Raw genomic sequence first — 16,981 nt, forward strand, 5'->3', positions numbered from 1 at the left:
GGGACATCTGGCGAAGCCGCGCTTCGCGCTTTGCCCGGCCATGACCGAGTTTGTAGTTACTGCGCCGGCTTGATTTCCCAGCTCACGCTGACATTCACGCGCAGCACTTCCTCGCCTTGCGCCACCGGAGCCGATGCCACATCGGCGCCCATCTTGCGCAACATCATTGGCGCTGGCGCGCTGCCGGAGTCCTCGGAAATGCTGATCGGCGCGCCGAGCTTGACGCCGGCAGCCTTGGCGTAAATCTCCGCCTTGCGCCGCGCATCCGCGATCGCGTCGCTGCGCGCATCGTCGAGAAGTTGCGACGCCTTGGTCACCATGAAATTGATGCCGCCAACCTCATTGGCACCCGACGACACCAGCGCGTCGATCGTGCCGGCCACCTTGGTCACGTCGCGTACGCGGATGGTGACGCGGTTGCTGGCGCGATAGCCCGAGATGACGTTGGGGCCAGGATTGGGATTGGGACGGGTCTGCTGCGCATATTGCGGAAACAGCGACAGCCGCGACGTTTGCATGTCCTTCTCGGCGATGCCGGCACTCTTCAGGGCCGCCAACACCTTGGCCATTGCGGCATTGTTGGCCTCGGCGGCCTCGCGTGCCGTCTTGGCATCAGTCGTGACACCGCCATCGACGACAGCAAGATCCGGCGGCACCGAGACGGTGCCTTCCCCGGAGACGGAAATCACCGGCGGTGGATTGACCTGCGCGAGCGCAGGAGTGGCGATGAGCGCAATGGCCAGCGAAGCGAGAGCGAAATGATTTGTCATGCCCATTCTCTCGCGACCGTCCAAGGCTTCTTTATGACCGGAGATTCTTTATCGCCGAGCTACGGCTCTGTTACTTCAGCGGCACATAGACATTGATGACCAGCTTGTCTTCCGCCGTCTTCAAGGGATCGGTCATGTATTCCTCGATGAACGTGTCTTTCGCCTCTAACTTCTTGTCATCGAGGTGATTGGTGATCGCCTCATAGGTGTTGTCCATATTGTCGTAGGAGCCGCGATGGACGAACTTCAGCGCCTTACCATCCGGCGACAGGCCCATCTTCATCGCTTTCGGCAGGTTCTTCACCTCCTGATCGACCGGGATTTCCGCGAGGAAGGTGAAGCCGGTGTCATCGGTGGTCGTATAGACGATCATCGGATTGCCCGATGATTTGACGCCCTGTTTGTCGAGCACGGTGGTGATCTGCTTGAACGCATCCATCAGCGTGTCGAAGGCCGAATCCCAATTCGCCTTGCCGACGAACGTCACCATCTGCTTCGGCGACAGCGTGATTTCCTCGCCGAACGGATCGGCAACCTGGACCTGAGGCGCGGGTGGCGTTGCAGGGGCCTGCGCTGCAGCAGGCGGCGTTGCCGGCGCGGCAGGGGCCGGCGTCTCCGGTGTGGCGGGAGCGGGTGTGGCTGGAGCTGGTGTCGCCGGCGCGGGCGGGGTGGCCGGGGAGCTTGCCGCTGGCGGCGTGGCGGGCGGAGATTGTGCCCAGGCCGCGGCGTTCAGCGTCAGCGCGGCTGCCGGGATCAGCGCCGCAGTGGCGAGGCGGGACAGGCGAGAACGGGTCATTCGAAGGGTCTCCAGTGACATCCTGCGCGCAGCGTCCGGCAACATGCGCGATACGGCACCATGGTAACACGCAGCCGCGGCATTCGTCCCCTCCCCAAATTGCGCAGGGCCATTCAAAACAGCCGACACAGAATCGCCGCACTGGCCAATCTGCCCGGGCTCGCCATATAAGGCAGGGATAACGGGACACGACATGAGCGCACTGGCCAACCATTCCTTCGCCAAGATGAACGGTATCGGCAACGAGATCGTCGTGATCGACCTGCGCGATACGGCATCCGGTATCACGCCTGCCGACGCCCGCGCTGTGGCCACCCCCGAAGGCGTGCCCTATGACCAGTTGATGGTGCTGCAGAAGCCCCGGCTGGCCGGCACCGACGCCTTCGTCTCGATCTACAACAATGACGGCTCCGAGGCCGGCGCCTGCGGCAACGGCATGCGCTGCGTGGCGCGGCAGACGTTTGCCGGCGGCGACAAGACGGCGCTGACTTTCGAGACCAAGGCCGGCCTGATCAATTGCTGGCAGGGCCCGACGCCGGATCTCTACACGGTGGACATGGGCACGCCGAAGTTCGGCTGGCAGGACATTCCGCTGGCCGAGGAATTCCGTGACACCCGCGGCATCGAGCTGCAGATCGGCCCGATCGACGCGCCCATCCTGCACACCCCGTCAGTGGTCTCGATGGGCAACCCGCATGCGATCTTCTGGGTCGACGACATCCAGGCCTATGATCTCGAAAAGTTCGGGCCGCTCTTAGAAAACCACCCGATCTTCCCGGACCGCGCCAATATCACGCTGGCCCATATCGTAGATCGTGATCACATCGCGATGCGCACCTGGGAGCGCGGCGCCGGCCTCACCAAGGCTTGTGGCTCCGCGGCTTGCGCAACCGCTGTTGCCGCCGCTCGCCTGCGCCGGACCAATCGCACCGTGCATATGACACTGCCCGGCGGTGAACTCACCATCGAATGGCGCGAGAGCGACGACCACGTGCTGATGACGGGGCCGGCCGCGTTTGAATATGAAGGTACGTTCGATCCGAAGCTGTTCGCTTCGATCGCGTAAGCCCTACTCCCCGTTCCAGCCGCACTCCTTCAGCCGCTCATGCAGATGCGGCGGGGCCGGCGCGACGACACGGATCGGGTCCTTGTTGCGCGAAATCGGGATCACGATCTCGCGGGCATGCAGATGCAGTGTCGGCTCGCCGAAGCGTGGCCCGTTGCCGTAGATATTGTCCCCGACAATCGGAAATCCGGATGACGCAGAGTGCACGCGGAGCTGATGCGTGCGACCCGTCACCGGCTCCAGCGCCAGCCAGCTCATGCCACCGCCGCGGCCGAGCACCGTGAAGTTCGAGACGGCCTTGAGCCCCCCGGGATCCGGCTTCATCCACCAGCCCCGGTCGGCATTGAGCCGCCCGAGCGGCATGTCGATCACGCCCGAATCTTCGGCAGGCCCGCCCTCGACCACCGCCCAATAAGTTTTGCGGATACGGCTGTGCTTGAACAGGAGGCCCAGCGACGCTGTCGCCTTGCGGTGCCGGCCGAGCACCAGGCAGCCCGACGTATCCCTGTCCAGCCGATGCGCCAGAACCGGCGCACGCGGCAGGCCATAGCGCAGGAATTCGAACGAAGTTTCCAGATTGGCGCCGCCCTTGGGGCCACGATGCACCGGCAGGCCGGCGGGCTTGTCGATCACCAGCATCAAGCCGTCACGGTGCAGCACTCGCGCCAGGATCTCGGCTTCGGTCAGCTCCACCGCATCGGTGCGGGGTTCCAGCCGGGGCTCGGCCTCCAAGCTTACGTCTTCGTCACTTTCACTGGTCATACTTTGAATCATGGCGCGAAACGGCTAACACACCCCCGACATGAGCGACACTCCCGAAACGCCAAAACTGAGCTGGTGGCGACGGCTCTCCGGCGGGCTGAAGCGCACCTCGAGCGCCCTTGGCACCGCGGTCGCCGACCTCGTGACCAAGCGCAAGCTCGACCGCGCCATGCTCGAGGACATCGAGGACGTGCTGTTGCGCGCCGACCTGGGTACCGAAGTGGCGGCGCGGATTTCCGCCGCCGTCGGCCATGGCCGCTATGACAAGGCGATCTCCGCCGACGAGGTCAAAACCGTCGTAGCCACCGAAGTCGAGAAAGTGCTTTCGGCGGTCGCCAAGCCGTTGGTGATCGATACTTCGCACAAGCCGTTCGTGATCCTCGTGGTCGGCGTCAACGGTTCCGGCAAGACCACCACCATCGGCAAACTGGCGTCCACCTTCTCCGCCGAAGGCCGCAAGGTCATGCTCGCCGCCGGCGATACGTTTCGCGCGGCAGCCATCGAGCAGCTCAAGGTCTGGGGCGAACGCAACAAGGTGCCGGTCATCGCCGGCGCGCAGGGTTCGGATTCCGCGAGCCTCGCCTTCACCGCCGTCACCGCAGCCCGCGACGACAATCGCGACGTGCTGCTGATCGACACCGCCGGCCGCCTGCAGAACAAGACCGAACTCATGGTCGAGCTCGAGAAGGTCGTGCGCGTGATCAAGAAGGTCGATGCCACAGCGCCGCATGCGGTGCTGCTGGTCCTCGATGCCACAGTGGGACAAAACGCGCTGTCGCAAGTCGAAGCGTTTCATCGTACGGCTGGCGTCACCGGCCTTGTGATGACCAAGCTCGATGGCACCGCGCGCGGCGGTATCCTCGTGGCACTGTCGGAGAAATACAAATTGCCGGTGCATTTCATCGGCGTCGGCGAAGGCATCGATGATCTCGCGCCTTTCACCGCCAGGGATTTCGCGCAGGCGATTGCAGGAATTGAAAGCTGACATGACTGACGTGATCGACAAGAAGCAGCCGCATCCGCTATTCAAGCTCGCCACCGAGCTCGGCCCGCTGATCGTGTTTTTCGTCGCCAATGCCAAGTTCAACCTGTTCGTCGCCACCGGCGCCTTCATGGTGGCCATCGTGGCTGCGATGATCGCGTCCTACGTCGTGGTCAAGCATGTGCCGATCATGGCGCTTGTCACCGCCGTCATCGTGCTGGTGTTCGGCACGCTGACGCTGGTGCTGCATGATGAGACCTTCATCAAGGTCAAGCCGACGATCATCTATGGATTGTTCGCAGCGATCCTCGGTGGCGGCCTGCTGTTCGGCCGCTCCTTCATCGCCATCATGTTCGACCAGATGTTCAATCTCACGCCCGAAGGCTGGCGCGCGCTGACGCTGCGTTGGGCGCTGTTCTTCTTCGCCATGGCGATTCTGAACGAAGCGATCTGGCGCACCCAGAGCACCGATTTCTGGGTGACCTTCAAGGCGTTCGGCGTCATCCCGCTGACCATGGTCTTCGCGGTGGCGCAGATGCCGCTGATCAAGCGTTACAGCATCGAGCCGGCGACCCTCGCGGAGAGCACGGCGGACGAAGGCGATCTGAGGAAGTAGAAGCGGCTCTTACTTAACCTCGCCCCGCTTGCGGGGAGAGGTCGGATTGCGAGCGCAGCGAGTAATCCGGGTGAGGGGGAGCCAGTGTTTCACTCGTTAGCTCCCCCTCACCCGTCGCGGACTTCGTCCGCGCCACCCTCTCCCCGCAAGCGGGGAGAAGGAAAACATCACACCGCCAGCGTGCCGGCCTTTGCCGCCGCATAGCGCTCGCCGACCTTCGTCCAGTTGACCGTATTCCACCACGCCTTGAGATAATCAGCGCGACGGTTCTGGTAGGTCAGATAATAAGCGTGCTCCCAGACGTCGTTGCCCATCAGCGCGCGCTTGCCGTCCATGATCGGATTGTCCTGATTCGGACGCGTCTCGATCGACAGCTTGCCGTCCTTGTCGACGATCACGAACACCCAGCCAGAACCGAACTGACGGCCGCCGGCGGCGTTGAAATCGGTCTGGAATTTCTCGAGGCCGCCGAGGTCGCGATCGATCGCCGCGAGCACATCGCCTTCCGGCTTGCCGCCATTCGGGCCCATGATCTGCCAGAACATGGTGTGGTTGGCATGGCCGCCGAGATTGTTGCGCACGCCGGTGCGGATCGCGTCAGGCACGCTGTTGAGATTGCCGAGCACCTCGACCAGCGGCTTCTCGCCGATCACCGGGGTATCCTTGGCAAAATTGTTCATGTTTGCGACATAGGCGGCGTGATGCCTGTCGTGATGGATCTCCATCGTCTTGGCATCGATATGCGGTTCAAACGCCGTGACCGGATAGGTCAGCGGCGGCAGGATGAATGGCGCATTGCCGGCAGCAGGGGTGGCCGGCGCAGCCGCCTGGGCGAAAGCAAGACGGGGCGCGACGGCCGCGGCAGCGATGCCGGTCGCAGCGAGCATGAGATGGCGTCGGGACATCGATGACATGGGGCTTCTCCCTTGAATATGAACTGCTACGTCTGGCAAATACGCACCGCATCTCTGGCAGTTTCGTGTGCGGGCATTGTGACGCAGCGCGACATAGCACATCACAGGTCTGAGATACCGTCTCACATGGGGCGAATCATGATCCACCGGGCCGGACGCTGCGTTGGCCGTCGCGGTGCTTCAGGAGATAATGCAGGCCGACCAGGGCCGCAGCCATTCCCGAGATCGCGCCGATGGCTAGCGCCCAGCGCGGACCGAATCGATCAGCGGCCCAGCCGACAATCGGCGCACCGATCGGCGTACCACCAAGTGCAATGGCTAGCAGGATCGCCATCACGCGACCACGCATGGCCGGCTCGGTCGAGAGCTGCACCAGGCTGCTTGTCGAGGTGGTCACGGTTTGAGCTGCAATACCGATCACGATCAGCGTAAGGCCGAACAACCAGTAATTCGGCATGGCGGCGGCGAGGGCGAAGCCCGCGCTGAACACAGCGGCCCCGACGATCAGAAGACTGATGCGCGGCCTGTCGCGCCGCGCTGCCAGCAGCGAACCGATCACCGACCCGATCGCCATGACCGATGTCAGGACGCCATATTGACCGGCGCCGGCATGAAATGCCGTGACCGACATGGTCGAGATGAAAATCGGAAAGTTCAAACCGAAGGTGCCGATCAGGAACAGCATCAGCAAGATGGCTTTCAGGTCCGGCCGTTTCCAGACATAGCGAAAGCCTTCGACCAGACTGCCGCGGCCACCTGCAGAACGCTGCGCCGGATACATCTCATCGGCGCGCAGAAGCATGAGGGAGCCAAGCACCGCCATGAACGAGACCGCATTGAGAATGAACACCCATCCGGAGCCGACATGGGCAATCAAGAGGCCAGCAACCGCCGGACCGATCATCCGCGCCGCGTTGAACGAGGTCGAGTTGAGCGCGACGGCATTCGACAGATCGGCCTCGATGACCAGTTCGGAGACGAAGGTCTGCCGTGCCGGAAAATCGAAGGCCGCAACACAGCCGAGCAGGAACGCGAACACATAGACATGCCAGAGCTGCACGTGACCGCTGAGGAGAAGGAGTCCCAGCCCAAGCGCCAGCAGCCCCATCGCCACCTGCGTCGCGATCAGTAGCTTGCGGCGATCCAGATGATCGGCGGCATAGCCCGTGAATGGCAACAGCAGAAGCATCGGCCCGAACTGCAGCGCCATCACTATGCCGACCGCGGTGGCGTTGTTGTCGGTGAGTTGCGTGAGCACCACCCAGTCCTGCGTGGTGCGCTGCATCCACGAGCCGATATTCGACACCAGCGCACCACCTGCCCAGACGCGGTAGTTGAAACCGCGCAGCGAGCGGAACGTACCGGTGGCCGATATATTCATGAACCGAGCGGTGTGTTGCCGCCGTGAAGGCGCCCGAACAGCCGCGCCGTAAAGATTGCCATCAGCAGAGCACCAAGACCGAAAGCGGTGACGTCGATCGTGGAATGCAGATCGAAATCACCGACGCGGACGACGAGGAGATAGCCGATCACCAGATTGACGAAGCCCCAGATCACATTGACCGTCGATGAGGACAAGCCTTTGCCGGATGGGGTGGCGAAGGGACTTTGAAACGGCCGGCCGGATGCGCCGCTCACGAGGTGCGGGATCACATTGATGAGGAAAGCGCCACCGAAGAACCAGGCGAGATAATGAAGCCAAAGCATCTCACGCACTCCGTTTGTCGAGCAGGTTGATGACGTCCTGCGTGGTGCCGGTCTCACCGAGACGGGGGAAGACTTTGGCGATACTGCAATCATGCGCTTCGGCGCGCATATCCGTCATCGCATCGACGGCGAGCGTGACGTTGAAGCCCGCTTCATAGGCTTGGCGCGCAGTGGCTTCGACACCGGTCCCCGTCGCAACACCGGCGATGACGACTTGCGTGACACCGCGGGACTCCAGTTGCTGTTGGAGATCGGTCGTGGCGAACGCGCCCCAGCTGTGCTTGGTCACGGTGATATCGCGGGGTTGCTGATCGAGTTCGGGGATGAGATCGGTCCAGTCCTCGGCAAGCGGCACCGATCGGCGCGGCTGCTCGGTGCGGCCCGACGCACCGCCGGCCACGTTGACGAGCACGACCGGCAATTCGCGGACGCGAAACGCGTCGAGCAACAAACGTGTCTGCTTCACGACATCACCGATCGGATGCACCGTCGGCAGCGTGACGATGCCTTGCTGCAGATCGACGACAACAAGTGCGGTGTTCAGATCGAGCGTGGTGAGGGGCATGGGGCTGTCCTTTGAATGCGACGGCGCGATCAGGCGTCGACGATGCGCTTAAGCAACCCGATGCTGCCGGCAAGCTGATCCTGCTCCACGGTGGTCAGGGTTTTCTGGATGGCGTGGAACAGCCAGTCCTCACGGGCGGCGCGACCGACACGGATCCATTCCTTACAGGCGGGGGTGAGCGCCCAAATGGTCTGGCGACCGTCATTCGGATCGGGGGTGCCGCTGACCAGACCGGTGGTCTCCAGCGCTGCCACCGTGGCGCCCATGGATTGCGGCCGCACGCCCTCGGCGCGAGCGAGGTGGGTCACCGTCGCCGGGCCGTCGCGATCCAGCCGGCTCAGCACCGACACCTGGGACATCGTCAGGTCGCCGATGCCGGCCTTTTCACGTAATCTGCGCTTCACCTGACCGATCAGGTCGCGAATCTCGGTCGCCAATGCCAGCGCCTGGGCATCTTCGGGGTTGTCATGATGGTCCGTCATGCCCTCGGACTACAGGATACTAAGGAAAACTACAAAGGAAGACTTTTTAGTTTGGCATCACATCTCTGTGCGCCGCATGGCGCCTTTCCTCCCCCCTTGTGGGGAGGGTGGCTGGCCGTCAGGCCAGTCGGGTGGGGGTGCCACGGACGGCAGCGTCTGTGGGGAGACCCCACCCGGGCCTCGCAGAACAATCACAAACAAAAAGGGCGGCCTTTCGGCCGCCCTTTCGTACTTCGCAATGTCGCGAAAATTACTCCGCTGCAGTCGCGCCTTCGGCGGCCTTCTGCTTGGCTTCGAGATCTTCGCCGGTCTCCTGATCGACAGCCTTCATCGACAGACGCGTCTTGCCGCGATCGTCGAAGCCGAGCAGCTTGACCTTGACCTTGTCGCCTTCCTTGACGACGTCGGAGGTCTTCTGCACGCGGCCGCCGGCGAGCTGGCTGATGTGAACCAGACCATCCTTGGCGCCAAAGAAGTTCACGAATGCACCGAACTCCATGACCTTGACCACAGTGCCTTCATAGATCGCGTTGAGCTCCGGATCCGAAGCGATCGACTTGATCCACTTGATCGCAGCCTTGATCGACTCACCATCCGACGAAGCCACCTTCACGGTGCCGTCGTCTTCGATGTTGACCTTGGCGCCGGTCTTTTCGACGATCTCGCGGATCACCTTGCCGCCGGTGCCGATCACTTCACGGATCTTGTCGGTGGCGATCTTGAAGGTCTCGATGCGCGGCGCGTATTCGCCGAGCTCGGCACGGGCGTTGTTGAGCGCCTTCGACATCTCACCGAGAATGTGAATGCGGCCTTCCTTGGCCTGACCCAGAGCGACCTTCATGATCTCTTCGGTGATACCGGCGATCTTGATGTCCATCTGCAGCGAGGTGATGCCGGTATCGGTACCAGCCACCTTGAAGTCCATGTCGCCGAGGTGATCTTCATCACCCAGGATATCCGACAGAACCGCGTAGCGTGCGCCTTCGAGGATCAGGCCCATGGCGATACCCGCCGTCGGACGCTTCATCGGAACGCCCGCATCCATCAGCGCCAGCGAAGCACCGCAAACCGATGCCATCGACGACGAACCGTTGGACTCGGTGATCTCCGACACCACGCGCACGGTGTACGGGAATTCGTGGTGACCCGGCAGAACCGGATGGATTGCGCGCCAGGCGAGCTTGCCGTGGCCGATTTCGCGACGCTTGGTGCCGCCCATACGACCGGTCTCGCCGACCGAGTAGGGAGGGAAGTTGTAGTGCAGCAGGAACGTCTCTTTGTACGTTCCCGACAGCGAGTCGATGTACTGCTCGTCTTCACCGGTGCCGAGCGTGGTCACGACCAGCGCCTGGGTTTCACCGCGGGTGAACAGCGCCGAACCGTGGGCGCGCGGCAGCACGCCAACTTCGGCGACGATCGGACGAACCGTGGTCAGGTCGCGGCCGTCGATGCGCTTCTTGGTGTCGAGGATGTTCCAGCGAACGATCTTCGATTCCAGTTCCTTGAACACGCCGGCGATGCGGAGCTTGTCGTATTTCGGCTCCTGACCTTCCGGGAAGTAGTGCGCCATCGCCTTCGCCTTGACGGCACCGACGGCGGCGTAGCGGTCCTGCTTCACAGGGATCGCGTAAGCAGCGCGCAGCTCGGTTTCGACGAGACCGAGCATTTCCTTCTCGATTTCGCTGTCATCGATGGTCTTGACCTCGCGCGGCTCCTTTGCGGCCTTCTCGGCGAGCTCGATGATCGCCTTGATGACCGGCTGGAAGTGGCGGTGACCGAACATCACGGCGCCGAGCATCACGTCTTCGTTGAGCTCCTTGGCTTCCGATTCCACCATCAGCACGGCATCGCCGGTGCCGGCGACGACGAGGTCGAGATTGGTGTCGGCCATTTCGTCGAGGGTCGGGTTGAGCACGTATTCATCATTGATGAAGCCGACGCGGGCCGCACCGATCGGGCCCTGGAACGGGGCGCCGGAAATCGTCAGCGCAGCCGAGGTGGCGACCAGCGCGAGAATGTCCGGATCGTTTTCCATGTCGTGCGACAGCACGGTGACGACGATCTGGGTTTCGTTGCGCCAGCCATCGACGAACAGCGGGCGGATCGGGCGATCGATCAGGCGGGAGACCAGCGTCTCCTTCTCGGTCGGACGACCTTCGCGCTTGAAGTAGCCACCGGGAATGCGGCCGGCTGCATAGGTCTTCTCGATGTAGTCGACGGTCAGCGGCAGGAAGTCGATGCCATCCTTGGCAGTCTTCGCGGCGACGACGGTGGCGATAACGACGGTCTCGCCATAGGTGGCGATGACGGCGCCGTCAGCCTGACGGGCAACCTTGCCGGTTTCCAGCTTGAGCGGACGACCGCCCCAATCGATCTCGACGGAGTGAACATTAAACATCTTAGGTTTCTTTCATGGGTTCACGGAGGACGTGACGGCCAAAAACACTGAAGTCCAAAACACAAAAGCCATGCGCAAGACGGCAAGAAGCTGTTCGCGATGTCGCGAAATCAGCGTCCGGCGATCCTGCCATGGCTCTGGTATTCTGAATGGCGTCCATCCTTCCGATGGTCGCGGGGATCTTTGGAGGATCGCGCCGCGCGACGGGCACCTTGCCCGTCATCGTCCAGTTGCCGGATTGCTTCTGAACGTTATCGCGAAAGCCGCACATGGCTTCCGCTACAAAAAACGCGCGCAAAGGGTTTTTGCGCGCGTGATTTCGCTTAGCGGCGAATGTTGTGCTTCTCGAGCAGCGCCTTGTAGCGCGCCTCGTCCTTGCGCTTGATGTAGTCAAGCAGCGAACGACGCGTGGAGACGAGCTTCAAAAGACCACGGCGGGAATGGTTGTCCTTGGTGTGGGTCTTGAAGTGTCCGGTCAGGTTGGCAATGCGCTCGGAGAGGATCGCAACCTGGACTTCCGGCGAACCAGTGTCGCCGGTCTTGTTGGCATTGGTCTTGATGACTTCCGCTTTGCGTTCTGCGGTAATCGACATCGTCAGTTACTTTCTTTGCGGGCCGAACTGGCGGTCAGTCCGGTCAGGTTAAACACGCGCTTGGGGATGAGTTCGCCGTTGCCAACTTCAGCGAGGGCCAATAATCGCCCTGCCACCGTGACATAAACTGTGCCGCTACAATCGGGCGCATCCCGTCCGCGCAACAGAACGGCTTGGCCCCGATGGAGCCTTGCCGCATCCGCCCGTGTGACGGCCAGTGCCGGGATGTCGTCCAGCGCGGTCTCAACGGGCAGTAGCGCGTCGGCGAGGCTACCCTCGCCAGACGCGGCTCTATCGCACAAAGCCTCCAACTGTTCCAGCGGAATCATGTCGGCTTCGGCGAAAGGTCCGACCAGGGTACGCCGGAGCGCACTGATATGGCCGTAGCAGCCGAGTAAACGGCCGATATCGCGGGCCAGCGCACGCACGTAAGTTCCCTTGCCGCACTCGGCTTCGAACACGGCATGGTCGCTATCTGGCTGTTCTGTCAGGACTAATTCGTGAATCACAACCGGTCGGGGAACCAGCGGCACCACCTCGCCGTCGCGGGCGAGATCATAGGCGCGCTCGCCCTGGATCTTGATCGCCGAGTATTGCGGCGGGGTCTGTTCGATATTGCCGGTAAATTGCGGCAGCAACGCCCGGATCTGGTCCGCCGTTGGCCTATTCGGGCTGGTGAAGGTCGCGCGGCCCTCGGTGTCGTCGGTATCGCGTTCCTCGCCCCAGGCGACCGTGAAGCGATAGCGCTTGCGGCCGTCCATCACGAACGGAACCGTCTTGGTGGCTTCACCGAGCGCGATCGGCAGACCGCCGGACGCCAACGGATCGAGGGTACCGGCATGGCCGGCGCGCTTGGCCTGGAACAGGCGCTTGGCGATCGCGACCGCCTGGGTCGAGGTCATGCCGATCGGCTTGTCGAGGATCACCCAGCCATGAACGTCGCGCTTGTCGCGCCGGACCTGGCCCTGCTGACGCTGCTTGCCGCCCTGATGGCGGGGATCGTTATTGCCGCGATGGCCCTGATGCTGACGCTGGTCATTGCCGCCGCGGTCACCTTGCTGACCGTGGTCGCCGTGCTGCACGGCCGGAGACAGGGTGGGCTCGCCATTGCCCGCTTCATCGAGACGTGAATCGAGGGCGGCGGCTGGGGTCGTCACAGTCATTCGTTTTCGTCCGAGTCTGGTTTGAGGTCGCGCGCAACGGCAGGCGTGCGCAGGAGTTTGTCGATGCGCTCGGCTTCGTCGAAGCGCTCATCGATGCGGAAGCGAAGATCGGGGGCGTATTTGAGGTTCACGCGATACGCGACCTCGGTTCGCAGGAAGCTCTTGTTCGCCGCAAGCGCCTTCAGCACCGGTTCGGTGTTCTGGCCGCCGAGCGGCATCACATAGACGGTGGCGAGCTTGAGATCGGGCGACATCTTCACCTCGGGCACGGTGATGATGGTGGTCTGCAGAACGGGATCGTGGACCCCACCCTGCGACAGGATATCGGCAATCGCGTGGCGCATCAGCTCGCCAACGCGCAATTGACGCTGCGAGCCGCCCGGCGCGGCAGATTTTTGGTGATGCTTGGGCATCGGTTTCCCTACGAAAACAAAATTCGTCATGGCCGGGTTTGTCCCGGCCATCCACGACTGCTCTTTTGAAATTCAAAGACGTGGATGCCCGGCCATCTAGCGAAGCTAGCTTCGCGCAGGCCGGGCATGACGTCTCGTTTAAATCCGGTCTCTCTGTAAGATTTGGACTTACAGGGAGCGCTGGATGGTCTCTACGCGGTAACACTCGATCACGTCGCCGGCGCGCATGTCGCCGTAGTTCTCGAACGCCATGCCGCATTCCTGGCCTGACGCCACTTCCTTCACTTCGTCCTTGAAGCGCTTCAGTGTCGACAGCTTGCCTTCGTGCACCACGACGTTGTCGCGGATCAGGCGCACATTCGCGCCGCGTTCCACGGTTCCGTCGGTGACGCGGCAACCCGCAACCTTGCCGACCTTCGAGATGTTGAACACTTCGAGGATCTGCGCATTGCCCAGCATGGTTTCGCGCAGTGTGGGCGCGAGCAGACCGGACATGGCTTTCTTCACGTCATCCACGAGATCGTAGATGATGTTGTAGTAGCGGATTTCGATGCCGTTGCGCTTGGCAGCAGCGGCGGCTTCCTTGTTGGCACGAACCGAGAAGCCGATGATGGCGGCGTTGAAGCCTTCCGCCAGCGTGACGTCCGATTCCGAAATGCCGCCGACGCCCGCATGCAGGATGCGCGCAGCGACTTCGTCGGTGCCGAGCTTCTCGAGCGAGCCGAGAATGGCTTCGAGCGAACCCTGCACGTCGGCCTTGATGATCAGCGGGAAGTCCTTGCGACCCGAGGTCTTCAGCTGGCTCATCATCTGCTCGAGCGAGCCGCGCATGCCGTTGGTGGAGGCCGCGGACTTCTCGCGCTTCTGATGCGCACGGTAGCCGGTGATTTCACGGGCGCGGGCTTCGTTCTCGACCACGGCCATGCGATCGCCAGCTTCCGGCGGACCGTTGAAACCGAGCACTTCGACCGGCACCGACGGACCTGCCGCGGTTAACGTCTCGCCCTGATCGGAGATCAGCGCGCGGACACGGCCCATTTCGGCACCGGCCACGATAATGTCGCCAACCTTCAGGGTGCCGCGCTGAACCAGCACGGTCGCCACCGGACCACGACCACGATCGAGCTTGGCTTCGATCACGGTACCTTCCGCCGGACGCTCCGAATTGGTCTTCAGGTCGAGAATATCGGCCTGCAGCGCGATCATTTCCAAGAGCTTGTCGAGGTTGGTCTTGTTCTTCGCCGACACTTCGACGTCGACCACGTCGCCGCCGAAGGATTCGACCTGCACGTCATGCTGCAGCAGTTCGGTGCGCACGCGCTCCGCCTTGGCGTCGGGCTTGTCGATCTTGTTGATCGCCACGATCATCGGCACGCCGGCTGCCTTGGCGTGGTTGATGGCTTCGATGGTCTGCGGCATGACGCCGTCATCGGCCGCGACCACCAGGATGACGATATCCGTGACCTTGGCGCCGCGGGCACGCATCGCGGTGAACGCAGCGTGGCCTGGCGTATCGATGAAGGTGATCTTCTTGCCGCTCTCGGGCGACGTGACCTGATAAGCGCCGATATGCTGCGTGATGCCGCCGGCTTCGCCGGACACCACATTGGCATGACGCAACGCATCGAGCAGCGAGGTCTTGCCATGGTCGACGTGACCCATGACGGTCACGACCGGCGAACGCGGCTCGGTATCGGTGGAATCGTCGACCTTGTCGAACAGACCTTCTTCAACGTCCGATTCGGCAACGCGCTTGACGGTGTGGCCCATTTCCTCGGCCACCAGCTGCGCGGTGTCGGCGTCGATGACGTCGTTGATCTTGTGGATCGCGCCCTGCTTCATGAGCAGACGGATAACGTCCACGGCGCGCTCGGCCATACGGTTGGCGAGTTCCTGAATCGTGATCGCTTCCGGGATCGTGACTTCACGAACCAGCTTTTCCTTCGGCTCGTTCGACTGATGACCCTTCAGACGCTGGGTGCGGCGACGGAACGAGGCGATCGAACGCTCGCGCACGTCGCCAGCCGACAGCGCGGTAACGACGGTGAGACGGCCGCGCTCCTTCTGCGGACCGGGCTTGGCAGTGGGCTTCGGCGCGATCACGGGGCGCGCGGCGCCGCCGGGACCACGGCGAATGACGCGTGGACCTTCATCCTCGTCGGTGCCGTCGGCAGCAACGCCGGGCGCACGCGCTGGCGTAGTTGAGGTGGCGCCAGGACGGGCCGTCGTCGTGGCAGGCTTGGCGGCCTTCGCATCGGCTTCAGCCTGACGGCGCTTGGCCTCGACTTCGGCGCGGCGCTTGGTTTCTTCTTCCTGGCGGTGACGCTCTTCCTCGGCCTTACGACGGGCTTCGGCAGCTTCACGCTCTTCCTGTTCCTTGAATTCCTTGGTGTTGCGGCGGGCAGCCTCAATCTCGGCGAGGCGCCGCTCTTCCTGCTCGCGCACGCGGGCATCGGCCAGCGCGCTGGCGCGGGCATTGCGCTCTTCTTCGGTCAGGGTGCGGAGCACGACGCCCGAACCTGAACGGGCCGGAGGCTGCGGGCGCTGCGGCGCGCGCGACGGCTGCGCTGCGGGAGGCGGAGCGGAGCTGCGTCCTGCGGGAGAAGGGGCAGCGGTGCGGGAAGCCGGTGCGGCCGGTGCAGGCGCAGCAGCGCGCGCAACCGGCGCCGCGGGCGCAGCAGTTGCAGCGGGAGCAGCCGGCGCAGCAGCAACGGGAGCTGGTGCAGCAGTCTCGACAGGTGCGGGAGCAGCAGTTGCTGGCGCGGCGACAGGCGCAGTCGCGGGCGCATCGCCGGGCATACGGCGCTTGCCGCGCTTCTCGACCACCACCTGCTTGGTGCGGCCATGGCTGAAGCTCTGGCGCACAGTGCCCTGCTCGACGCGCGGCTTGAGCGTCAAGGTCTTGCTGGGAACGCTCAGAGTCTTGTCACCAGGCGTTTTCGTATCAACCATTCAGCAGTCCTAATCTTGTTGCGTTGTGCGCGGTCGCACAGTCGTCGAAGTTTCGATCAGCGAGATCGTTGGCGTCAGCGGCTCCGTCTCCGGCGCAGCAGTTGTCAGCGAAGCTTTGGCGCTTGCGTTGATGTCGTCGTCAGCCAGCCGGTATTGGACCAGAGTCTGGCTGCGCGACAGGAACGTTTTGCCCGCCGGGCCCGTAAGCACGGCAGCATGTATCACATTTGACCGCCCCAATGCCAAATCCAATTCATCGGAGCTTAAAACCGTAATGATCGGCAGTTTCGGCGCGTCGTCGCCGGATTCCGCGTCAAATTCCACGCGTTGCCGGGCAACGCTGTCCAGTTTGCGGATTCCGTCGGGGGCGCCATTGGAGGCGTGGAGAAGAACACCGACCGTTCCGCGGCGCAGGGCGTCTTCGACCTTGGTGAAGCCGGAAACCACCTGACCGGCCTTGGCAGTTATGGCCAGCGCCTCGATGACGCCGCGCACCATGAGCTTGTCGGTGTCGTCGGCCAGGGTCGGCGACGCCTTGACCGCTTTCTTGAAGCCCTTGGCAAAAAGATTGCGCTTCGCCGCCTCGGTCACCGCCTTGCGGGAGGCCGTGACCCAGAGGCCGCGGCCAGGAAGCTTGCGCTTCAGATCCGGGATCGCCTCGCCCGTGGGCGCGACGACGAACCGGATCAGATCATCGATCGGGCGCACGCTCCGCGTAACCACGCACATCCGCATCGTCCCGGGCTTGGTGCTCCGGGGGCCGTTGTCCAGATCTGCTTGGTCAGCAATGGCGAGCATGCGC

17 protein-coding genes are annotated in these 16,981 nt (G+C 63.0%); 3 read left to right on the forward strand and 14 right to left on the reverse strand.

The annotated features are described in order from the left end of the window. Positions 1-56: 56 nt before the first annotated feature. Positions 57-770 carry an SIMPL domain-containing protein gene (locus AB8A23_RS04435; RefSeq protein WP_184512632.1) on the reverse strand — a complete coding sequence of 238 codons (714 nt, stop codon included), beginning with the start codon at positions 768-770 and terminating at the stop codon, positions 57-59. A 70-nt stretch (positions 771-840) separates the two neighbouring features. Then, positions 841-1,566, reverse strand: coding sequence for a GyrI-like domain-containing protein (locus tag AB8A23_RS04440; protein WP_439060313.1), 726 nt, complete (start codon positions 1,564-1,566; stop codon positions 841-843). 193 nt (positions 1,567-1,759) lie between these two features. On the opposite strand from AB8A23_RS04440, the gene dapF reads away from it, so the two are divergent. Continuing rightward, positions 1,760-2,632 carry a diaminopimelate epimerase gene (gene dapF / locus AB8A23_RS04445; protein WP_439060312.1) on the forward strand — a complete coding sequence of 291 codons (873 nt, stop codon included), beginning with the start codon at positions 1,760-1,762 and terminating at the stop codon, positions 2,630-2,632. Between the two features lie 3 nt (positions 2,633-2,635). Here dapF and AB8A23_RS04450 read toward each other — a convergent pair whose 3' ends face one another. Then, positions 2,636-3,271 (reverse strand): RluA family pseudouridine synthase, encoded by a 636-nt coding sequence (locus tag AB8A23_RS04450; RefSeq protein ID WP_439060579.1) that lies wholly within the window; start codon positions 3,269-3,271, stop codon positions 2,636-2,638. Between the two features lie 163 nt (positions 3,272-3,434). Here AB8A23_RS04450 and ftsY point away from each other — a divergent pair, with 163 nt between their 5' ends. Then, entirely contained in the window at positions 3,435-4,379 is a 945-nt protein-coding gene (gene ftsY / locus AB8A23_RS04455; protein ID WP_439060311.1) for a signal recognition particle-docking protein FtsY, read from the forward strand. Positions 4,380-4,392: 13 nt separating this feature from the next. Further along, a complete protein-coding gene (locus AB8A23_RS04460) occupies positions 4,393-4,992 on the forward strand; it encodes a septation protein A (RefSeq protein ID WP_439060578.1) in 600 nt (199 codons plus the stop codon). Between the two features lie 167 nt (positions 4,993-5,159). Here the strand turns inward: AB8A23_RS04460 and AB8A23_RS04465 are convergent, their stop codons facing one another. The 11 genes from AB8A23_RS04465 to AB8A23_RS04515 form a co-directional block, all read right to left on the reverse strand. Next, on the reverse strand, positions 5,160-5,906 hold the full coding sequence (locus AB8A23_RS04465; RefSeq protein ID WP_439060310.1) for a superoxide dismutase: 747 nt from the start codon (positions 5,904-5,906) through the stop codon (positions 5,160-5,162). A 136-nt stretch (positions 5,907-6,042) separates the two neighbouring features. Then, positions 6,043-7,287: an MFS transporter gene (locus tag AB8A23_RS04470; protein ID WP_439060309.1), complete on the reverse strand. Its 1,245-nt coding sequence runs from the start codon at positions 7,285-7,287 to the stop codon at positions 6,043-6,045. Then, on the reverse strand, positions 7,284-7,613 hold the full coding sequence (locus AB8A23_RS04475; RefSeq protein WP_439060308.1) for a hypothetical protein: 330 nt from the start codon (positions 7,611-7,613) through the stop codon (positions 7,284-7,286). The genes AB8A23_RS04470 and AB8A23_RS04475 overlap by 4 nt, the downstream gene beginning before the upstream one ends. A gap of 1 nt (position 7,614) precedes the next feature. After that, positions 7,615-8,178: an isochorismatase family protein gene (locus AB8A23_RS04480; protein ID WP_439060307.1), complete on the reverse strand. Its 564-nt coding sequence runs from the start codon at positions 8,176-8,178 to the stop codon at positions 7,615-7,617. A gap of 29 nt (positions 8,179-8,207) precedes the next feature. Beyond that, a complete protein-coding gene (locus AB8A23_RS04485; RefSeq protein WP_439060306.1) occupies positions 8,208-8,660 on the reverse strand; it encodes a MarR family winged helix-turn-helix transcriptional regulator in 453 nt (150 codons plus the stop codon). A 250-nt stretch (positions 8,661-8,910) separates the two neighbouring features. Then, complete coding sequence (gene pnp, locus AB8A23_RS04490) at positions 8,911-11,058, reverse strand: polyribonucleotide nucleotidyltransferase (protein WP_089266441.1); 2,148 nt, start codon at positions 11,056-11,058, stop codon at positions 8,911-8,913. A 323-nt stretch (positions 11,059-11,381) separates the two neighbouring features. Next, positions 11,382-11,651 (reverse strand): 30S ribosomal protein S15, encoded by a 270-nt coding sequence (rpsO, locus tag AB8A23_RS04495; RefSeq protein WP_068734145.1) that lies wholly within the window; start codon positions 11,649-11,651, stop codon positions 11,382-11,384. 2 nt (positions 11,652-11,653) lie between these two features. Then, a complete protein-coding gene (gene truB / locus AB8A23_RS04500; protein WP_093757901.1) occupies positions 11,654-12,814 on the reverse strand; it encodes a tRNA pseudouridine(55) synthase TruB in 1,161 nt (386 codons plus the stop codon). Next, a complete protein-coding gene (rbfA, locus tag AB8A23_RS04505) occupies positions 12,811-13,227 on the reverse strand; it encodes a 30S ribosome-binding factor RbfA (RefSeq protein ID WP_068734171.1) in 417 nt (138 codons plus the stop codon). Before rbfA ends, truB begins: the two co-directional genes overlap by 4 nt. Positions 13,228-13,395: 168 nt before the next feature. Further along, on the reverse strand, positions 13,396-16,179 hold the full coding sequence (infB, locus tag AB8A23_RS04510) for a translation initiation factor IF-2 (protein WP_175369428.1): 2,784 nt from the start codon (positions 16,177-16,179) through the stop codon (positions 13,396-13,398). A gap of 9 nt (positions 16,180-16,188) precedes the next feature. After that, entirely contained in the window at positions 16,189-16,977 is a 789-nt protein-coding gene (locus AB8A23_RS04515; RefSeq protein WP_175369427.1) for an RNA-binding protein, read from the reverse strand. Positions 16,978-16,981: the final 4 nt, after the last annotated feature.

It is taken from the genome of Tardiphaga sp. 619_E2_N8_4, assembly GCF_051810905.1.
GTDB lineage: Bacteria > Pseudomonadota > Alphaproteobacteria > Rhizobiales > Xanthobacteraceae > Tardiphaga > Tardiphaga robiniae.